7 protein-coding genes and 1 pseudogene are annotated in these 7,348 nt (G+C 65.4%); 2 read left to right on the top strand and 6 right to left on the bottom strand.

Annotated features, from left to right (window positions below):
* Nucleotides 1-99: 99 nt before the first annotated feature.
* From ACIQG9_RS29305 to ACIQG9_RS29285, 5 genes and pseudogenes are all read right to left on the bottom strand, one after another.
* A pseudogene (locus ACIQG9_RS29305) lies at nucleotides 100-883 on the bottom strand (transposase family protein).
* A 127-nt stretch (nucleotides 884-1,010) separates the two neighbouring features.
* Complete coding sequence (locus tag ACIQG9_RS29300; RefSeq protein WP_400408431.1) at nucleotides 1,011-2,174, bottom strand: cysteine desulfurase family protein; 1,164 nt, start codon at nucleotides 2,172-2,174, stop codon at nucleotides 1,011-1,013.
* Nucleotides 2,171-3,100 (bottom strand): hypothetical protein, encoded by a 930-nt coding sequence (locus ACIQG9_RS29295; protein WP_400408429.1) that lies wholly within the window; start codon nucleotides 3,098-3,100, stop codon nucleotides 2,171-2,173. Before ACIQG9_RS29295 ends, ACIQG9_RS29300 begins: the two co-directional genes overlap by 4 nt.
* A gap of 13 nt (nucleotides 3,101-3,113) precedes the next feature.
* A complete protein-coding gene (locus ACIQG9_RS29290; RefSeq protein WP_400408427.1) occupies nucleotides 3,114-3,731 on the bottom strand; it encodes an HIT family protein in 618 nt (205 codons plus the stop codon).
* A gap of 4 nt (nucleotides 3,732-3,735) precedes the next feature.
* Nucleotides 3,736-4,296: a dCTP deaminase domain-containing protein gene (locus ACIQG9_RS29285; RefSeq protein ID WP_400408425.1), complete on the bottom strand. Its 561-nt coding sequence runs from the start codon at nucleotides 4,294-4,296 to the stop codon at nucleotides 3,736-3,738.
* A 219-nt stretch (nucleotides 4,297-4,515) separates the two neighbouring features.
* Here ACIQG9_RS29285 and ACIQG9_RS29280 point away from each other — a divergent pair, with 219 nt between their 5' ends.
* The gene (locus tag ACIQG9_RS29280) at nucleotides 4,516-5,511 is read left to right on the top strand and encodes a LysR family transcriptional regulator (protein WP_400408423.1); all 996 of its coding nucleotides are present in this window, start codon (nucleotides 4,516-4,518) and stop codon (nucleotides 5,509-5,511) included.
* A gap of 18 nt (nucleotides 5,512-5,529) precedes the next feature.
* A complete protein-coding gene (locus tag ACIQG9_RS29275) occupies nucleotides 5,530-6,879 on the top strand; it encodes a methyltransferase domain-containing protein (protein ID WP_400408421.1) in 1,350 nt (449 codons plus the stop codon).
* On the opposite strand, the gene ACIQG9_RS29270 is transcribed toward ACIQG9_RS29275, so the two are convergent.
* Nucleotides 6,843-7,193: a nucleoside triphosphate pyrophosphohydrolase gene (locus tag ACIQG9_RS29270; RefSeq protein WP_400408419.1), complete on the bottom strand. Its 351-nt coding sequence runs from the start codon at nucleotides 7,191-7,193 to the stop codon at nucleotides 6,843-6,845. The genes ACIQG9_RS29275 and ACIQG9_RS29270 overlap by 37 nt on opposite strands.
* Nucleotides 7,194-7,348 lie beyond the last annotated feature (155 nt).

Genomic DNA, 7,348 nt, shown 5'->3' with positions numbered 1-7,348 from the left:
GTGGGGCCACCATTTTCATGAGCCACACCCAGCTGCGATCATGACGCTGACCCTGCCAGCTAGCCCCAGGCCAGCCAACACCTACCTTCACAGCCCTTTTCATCGTGGGTTTGGGTTGGTCTGGACGTGATGTAGGACGAGGATGGCCTGGACGATCGCGGTGGTGCGTCGGGGGCAGCAGTGGAGCTTGGTCGGGATCTTCCAGCCCTTGAGGGTGGCGACGGCGCGTTCGCCGACGGCTCGGATCTTGGCGTGGTGGCGGTTGACGGTGTTCTGCCGGTGGGACAGTCGGGGTCGGTATCGGCGGCGTTTGAATGGCGTACGGACACTGCCGCCAGCGCCTTGGTAAGCCTTGTCGGCGAAGGTTATGACGTTGATGCTGGTCAGAGCGTCGATCAGGCCGTGGGTGCGGGCGGCGGTCAGGTCGTGCACCGCGCTGGGCAGGGCGGGTGAGGCCCAGATCAGGCGCCCCTTTGCAGTCGGCGATGACCTGCACGTTCACCCCGTGGCGCTTGTGTTTTCCGGAGTAGTACGGGCGCTGGTCGGAGACCCGGTCGATGGGGATCAGGGTGCCGTCGAGAATCGCGTAGGCGAGCCGGCCGATGCGCCGCAGGGCCGCGTTCAGGTGGTCGGCGTGCGTGGCGAGTAGGTCGATGGCTTCCCGGACGTACCGCCAGGCCGTGGTGACGCTGACCGTGAAGCCGCAGGCCAGGCGGGTGATGGTGTCACCGTTGCGGAGGTGGGCCAGGGCGAGCAGGGCATGCCGGCCGGCATCGAGGCGCCACCACCGGCCCCGACGTCGGGCGCGTGCGGCGCGGATGAGGTCGGCGAGGTGGTTCAGGGTACGGCTGGACAGCGCGATCCTGGACGGGTAAGACAGCACAGCGAGATTCCCGGTTTGGGGCATCGGATCTTGGTCGACTGCTGTCCTACCGGGAGCCTCGTCCTATATCGACACCAACTCTCCTCCACCCATCCCGACCAGGCCCGTCACGATGAAACGGGCTCATTCAACTGATGTCGCTCGGCCAGGCAGCGGGAGGGCGAGCGGCTGTGGTGCCGATCCGGTGGGCGGCGTGTTCGATGTCGCTCTCCCGGGTTTCTCGGCCGAGGCTGATTCGGATGGTAGCTCGCGCGTCAGAACCACCTAGGCCGATGGCGGTGAGGACGTGGGACGGTTTGGTGTGTCCGCTGGTGCAGGCTGAGCCGTTGGAGATGGCAAGGTCGGGTAAGGCGTTGATGAGATCGGCAGCGTCGATGCCGGGGATGGTGAGGCTGAGGTTGCCGGGTAGTCGGTGTTCGGGGCTGCCGTTGATGTAGGCGTGTGGGAGGGCGGCTTGCAGGCGGTCGGCGAGGCCGTCACGTAGCTGCGCAATGCGTTGGGTTTCGTGTTCGCGTTCGGTGGAGAGGATGCGTAGGGCTTCCGCGAGGGCGATGGCGCTGGCGAGATTGACGGTGCCGGCTCTTATGCCGTGCTCCTGACTGCCGGCGTATTGAGGCCGTACGGGCGTTCTGCGGCGGACGTAGAGGGCACCGATGCCTTTTGGACCGTAGATCTTGTGTGCGGAAATGGTGAGCAGGTCGACCCCGAGCCGATCAACGTCGATGTCGAGTGCGCCGATGGCTTGAGCGGCGTCGGTGTGCAGTAGCACCTTGTGGCGGCGGGTGATGGCGGCGATGTCGGCGATCGGCTGGACGGTGCCGATTTCATTGTTGGCGTACATGACTGACACCAGAACGGTACGCGGGGTGATGGCTACGGCGACGTCGGCGGGGTTCACGCGCCCATGGTGATCCACCGGGACGGTGGTGACGGAATACCCGGCGCGACCGAGTTGGTCGCAGGAAGCCAGAACTGACTGGTGCTCGATGGCGGTGGTGATGATGTGGTCGGCGTTGGGTCGCGGGCTGGCGGTGACGGCGCCGAGGATGGCGAGGTGGTTGGCTTCGGTGGCACCGGAGGTGAACACGATCTCTGTGTCATGCTGGGCGCCCAGCGATGTTTTCACCTGGCGGCGTGCAGCTCGGAGGGCGGTTGCGGCTTGGCGACCGGGCTGGTGTGGGCTGGACGGGTTGGCGTATTGCTGTGCGAGGAACGGCAGCATTGCGTCGAAAACGCGTTGGTCGACCGGGGTGGTGGCCTGGTAGTCGAGATAGACGACGTCGCGGCTCACATGATTCTCCGATCCGGGGTCGCGTACTTGCGGGCGGCGTCGACGACGTCCCAGTAGACGGTCCGTCGTGCGCCGAGGTCCGACAGTGAGGTGGCCAGGCAGCGCCAGTTGCGGTTGGGATGGTGGAGGGCGATCAGGAACGCCACATCGAACCACTCCCGGATTGACCGGATCACCCGCTCGGTGGGGTCGGTGTCGCGCCAGAGGTCAACGTGCCCCTGGGCGCGTAGCCACTCTGCGGCTGCAGACGCTTCGTCCGAGTCGTTGAGGGAGCCTGGCCCGGTAATGGTGCGGATGTGGGGGGCGAGGCGCTCCAGCCGGGCCTGTCGGCGGGCGTGTGCGGCCTTGGGTGACAGGTCCCGGGTGACGCGCAGGTCTGCCCACCACGGTTCGTCGTAGCGGTGCCAGGTGACGCTGGCGATCGAGACGGAGACCTGGGGGCGGATGCCACCACGGGTGAGGTCGCCGACGTCGTAGCCGGCGCCGAGGACCTCGACTGCGAAGGTTCCGGGCTGTCTGGGTGCGGGCCGGTCCATGCGGAGTAGGGCAGAGAGCTGGTTGGTGAATCGGTTGGTGGGCTCGAGGAGGATGACCGCTCGACCTCCGGCGATCAAGTCGGCGGCATGTGGTTCGACCTGGTCGATCGGGAGGCTGTTGCCGCCGCGGTAGTAGGCGCGGGTCTCGACGCCGCCATCGGAGCGGACCATCAGCTCCGTCGCGCCAGTCGCGTCCGCCAGAGTACGAATCGCTGCGGGTAGGGCGGTGGTGTCGGCATCGGGGGTGACGCAGACGCCATTGAGGACGGGGTTGCCGAGCAGGCGTAGCTGGCACATGGTCGACCACTTCGGCCAGCGTTGGTCGGCAGCTGCGGTGGCCAATTGGTCGCGGTCGAGGCTGTGCAGCAGTTGGTGCCGGCCGTGACGCATCGCTGTCTCCCGTTCAGGCCGTCTGCTGATCGAAGACACCGCGCAGGATGTCGGCGGTGAGGCGTTGGTTGTGGCTGAACGGGTGGTCGCGCCAGTCGGACTGACCCGCGATGCCGTGTAGTTGGGCGCAGACGCGGCGTACATACTGGCGGGCGAAGCGGCTGTCGGCGGACCAGAAGAGGTGTTTGCCCGGTCGGGGCGACAGGTAGAGGTACGGGCCTTCGGCGGCGGAAGCTAGGTCCACTAGTCCACGTAACGCCCTTCCGTCTCCACCCGTGTTTTGGTACGCGACGGTGACCGCGTCTGCGTCGGGAACCGGGATCAGGTGCAGGTGGCAATGGGTGCAGCAGCCCGCCCCGAGCTGGCAGTCGCGTGAGCCGTGTTCGGCGAGGATGGTCGGACCGAACACCGACTCGATGCGCGCCCGCATTCGTTCGACGGCCGGCTCGACCCTCACCAGTTCGTTCGGGTTCAGGTCTGCCGCGGCGTCGACATGATCGAGGGGCATGAACAGGCAATAGCCTGGAGTGAAGCAGCCGACAGTTGGCAGGAGCAGCCAACCGTCGTCCTCGACGATGATCCGGCTGCCGTCACCGGTGCTGGCGAACTCGGCGCAGAAGGCGCAGTCCATGCGGTCACCCCTGATACTCGTGGGCGGGAAACTCGTCGGCATAGCGGCTGCCCAGATGCCCACCGCCGCCGTAAAAGGGATGTGCGGAGGCATGCGCGATGGGGCCGTCCATGCTGAACAAGACCAGCCGGGCCACCGGCATGCCGCAGCGAATGCGCAGCGTGGCAGGACTGACGTTGAGTAGTTCGAGGGTGAGGTGGCCGTTCCAACCAGGTAGCACCCAGCGGCTGGTGACGTGCGTGGCCAGGCCGACGCGGGCCAGATGCGAGAGCGTACCGATCGCGCCAGCCTGGCCCGGGCCGATTCGCAGCGGCTGGTCCACCTGGCAGAGCGCCATGCGTCCGGGTGGTATCTCGCAACTGTCCCACCGCTTGCGGGGTGGCTGGTAGAGCTGGTTGATGCTGGCCTGGTCCGCCAGGTCGACGGTGGCACCCGCAGCTGTCGCTACCAGCAACTGCACGGGTGCGCCCAAGCACAGGAGGAGGCCGTCTCCGCGCAGCTTGCCGGGCCAGCCGACCTCACCCGTCTTGATTAGTCTCGTGATCTCGCCCGCTGTTAACACCACCAGCTCCCTCCTGTTATCGGATGAACACTGATGGTTAGATGTTCCCTGGTTCGTTTCGCAGCGTCTAGATGTACTAGCGAACATCCGAAGATGGTTTCGGCGATAACTGCGATGTGGTGCACTTCAACTGCACGACAGGACAGTTCACCGATGCGTGAACGGCGGTGAGGCGTGGAGGACAGGACTGGGCGGGTAAGCGTGCCGGGCTCTGACGGGCTCATGGCAGTCGGACCTGGGCTGCTGGATACCACGTTCGACCAACTGCGTACCTTGATGCTGGTGGCCGAGACCGGCTCAGCGCTGGGCGCTGCCCGGACGCTGGGTCGGGAACAGTCCAGTGTGCAAAAGCAACTGGACACACTCAACCGCAACTTCCAACAGATGTGCGGCGAGCTGCTGGTGATCAAACAGGGTCGTGGACAGCCATTCCTGTTTACCCCGTCCGGACAGCAGTTCATCGACCTGGCCCGCGAAACGCTGGGCACCTGGCAAGCATCGGTCAACGACGCCCGTCGGCGACTGGGCCAGACGGTCGCCGTTGGAACCACCGAGTTCACCCTCGGACTCCTAGGCAGGGTGTGGCAGCGCGTCAGCGACGAGTTCACCTCCCGCGAAATCGAACTCAAAGTCCTGCACGTACGCACGAAGGACGCGTTCAGTCGGCTGGACACCAACGAGGTCGACCTGATGTGCGGCGGACTCGCCTCCGCCGCCGGAAGCGCCGAGGTACCCGACCAGTACGACTTCCTTGAATGGCATCGCGAAGGGCTGGTACTGCTGACCAACCTGTCCCGTCGCGAACTGCCAGTTAAAGCGGTCGGGGTCGACCGACTACCGTCGGTACCGCTGGTCATCCCCTCCGGTGGCGTGATCGTGGAATTCCTCAAACGTTGGTACGGCGCGGACTACCGCAGGCAGCTCACCCTCGTCGCGAGCATCGACGACATCTACTACGGCCTGGCGTTGCTACGCTCCGGCATGGCCCACGGCTGCATGATCGTCTCCGCGGCGATCGGGCAGGACGCCATCGAAGGACGACTACCCAGTAGCCCCGACTTCCGGCTCGTCGCGTTTGCCGAAGACTTCGACCCGATGCTCGAACTAGTCACCGGCGTGTTCGCCCGCACAGGCGAACGACAGCAGTACGCACCCACGCATCCCCTCAACATGCTGTGGCACGCATTCGCCGAAGAGACCCGATCAGAAACTCCGTGACCCCGCAGGAGGACTCACGTGCGCCTGGCATCAATCAACCTGAACAAGCGTCTCGGCAACCCCGCCGCCCGTGCCAAACTCACGGCCTGGCTACACCACCACCATGTTGACGTGCTCGTCGCCCAGGAACCGTGGAAGCCTCTCCACCGGACACCGGTCGACCTCGCCGGCTTCCGGTCGATCGCCGGAGACGGGGACCTGTTCTGCTGGATCGCCGAACGCTTCGCCACCCCACCTGCCTCCCGGCCCGACCGCTTCGTGCAACGCCTGGAACTAGCCTGGCTCGTTGTCTGCAACACCTACCTCGATTGCGGATCGACCACCACGCGCAGTAGTCAGCTCGACCAGCTCCAGAAAGCCATCGCCGCCGAACAAGGACGCCCCACGATCGCCTGCGGCGACTTCAACATCGCCCCACGCCCGATAGACGGACTCCACAACGGCCAGCCCAGTACCTTCAACAACACCACAGACCGGGCGCCGCTCTCCGCGCTACTGGCAGAACTCGGCCTCGTCGACAGCACCGCGACAGACCCGTCCCAATTCACCATCGAACGTCACCACACCGGGGTGCCCAGCCAGTTCCGCTGCGACCTGGCCCTAGTCCCCGATCACCTACACCCGGCGATCACCGTGCGCTACGACCACACCACCCGCAAGGGTGAGCAGGCGTTCACCGACCACTCGGGCATCCTTATCGATGCTCCGGTCACTCTCCCCCCAGCCGCCGACGAGGAGCAGGAAACCCTATTCACGCTGCTACCAGAACCCATCGACGAATCGTTGTACACGCGCAGCGACTACCAACCCCATAAAACCGCGATGACACGGGCCCGCTCGTCCCCGTTCGCCCGCACAGTCGTCGAGGTCATCGCTCCTCAGCTGGGCGTCGCCACCATCCTTGACCACGGCTGCGGGCGTGGTAGCGACGTTCATCACTACCGGGCTTCGGGACTGGACGCCGACGGGTGGGACCCCCACCCCGGCTTCGGCCAGGCCATCGAACCCCAACGCCAGTACGACCTAGTCACGAACGTCTTCGTACTCAACGTCCTCCCCGACCCCTGGCAGCGCATCCGGGCAATCCAGCATGCCGCCCGATTCGTGCGCCCAGGAGGCCACCTGTTCGTCGTCACCCGCTCGCCAGCCGACATCGATCCGCGGGCCACCTCAGCAAACTGGCAAACGCATCACGACGGATACTGGTCCAGTGAGGCCAAGGGCACGTTCCAGAAGGGCATACCAACAGAGGAAGTCATTGCCCTCGGGCGCCAGGCCGGACTGCGACCCACCACGGAGCAGATTCCGCTGAAGACCTCACCCGCCGCCGGTCAAGCGTTGCTTGTCAAGCCCACATGGATTACGTGACCGCCTGCGGGCACGTTGCCCGACCACACGATCCGACGGGAGAACCCTCCACGCTCGGCCACCTTGGCCATACGCAACTTCTCTAGCTGGTCTCGATTAACACCAAGATCAATGGCCAACGCCAGCAGAACCTCCAGAACGTCCGCCAACTCATGGGGGTCCTCCGAGTCCAAAAACTCATCGACCTCCTCGACCAGCTTCTCCCGCAGCAAACCACGGTACTCATCAGCGTCAGCGACCCTGGTTACCGGCTCCGCGCCCCGTTCGCGGACGATCTGCGGAATCTTGTCCCGGACCAGCTTGGCATGACTCATCGAACCCAGCCCCCAGCGCTATGACAGGCCCTCATGTCCCGACACAGTTCGCGAGTTGGGCCACCGCGCGAGTCTAGGCAGCCGGGCGGCGGTTCACGACCAGACACGCCCGTCCAAACGGACATGCAGCGCGGGCAACCGGACGTACTTCGAGC

The sequence above is a fragment of the Micromonospora sp. NPDC092111 genome, assembly GCF_044755745.1.
In the GTDB taxonomy this organism is placed as follows: Bacteria; Actinomycetota; Actinomycetes; order Mycobacteriales; family Micromonosporaceae; genus Micromonospora.
The sequence above is the reverse complement of the archived record's forward strand: the minus strand, read 5'-3'. Positions and strand labels throughout refer to the sequence as shown.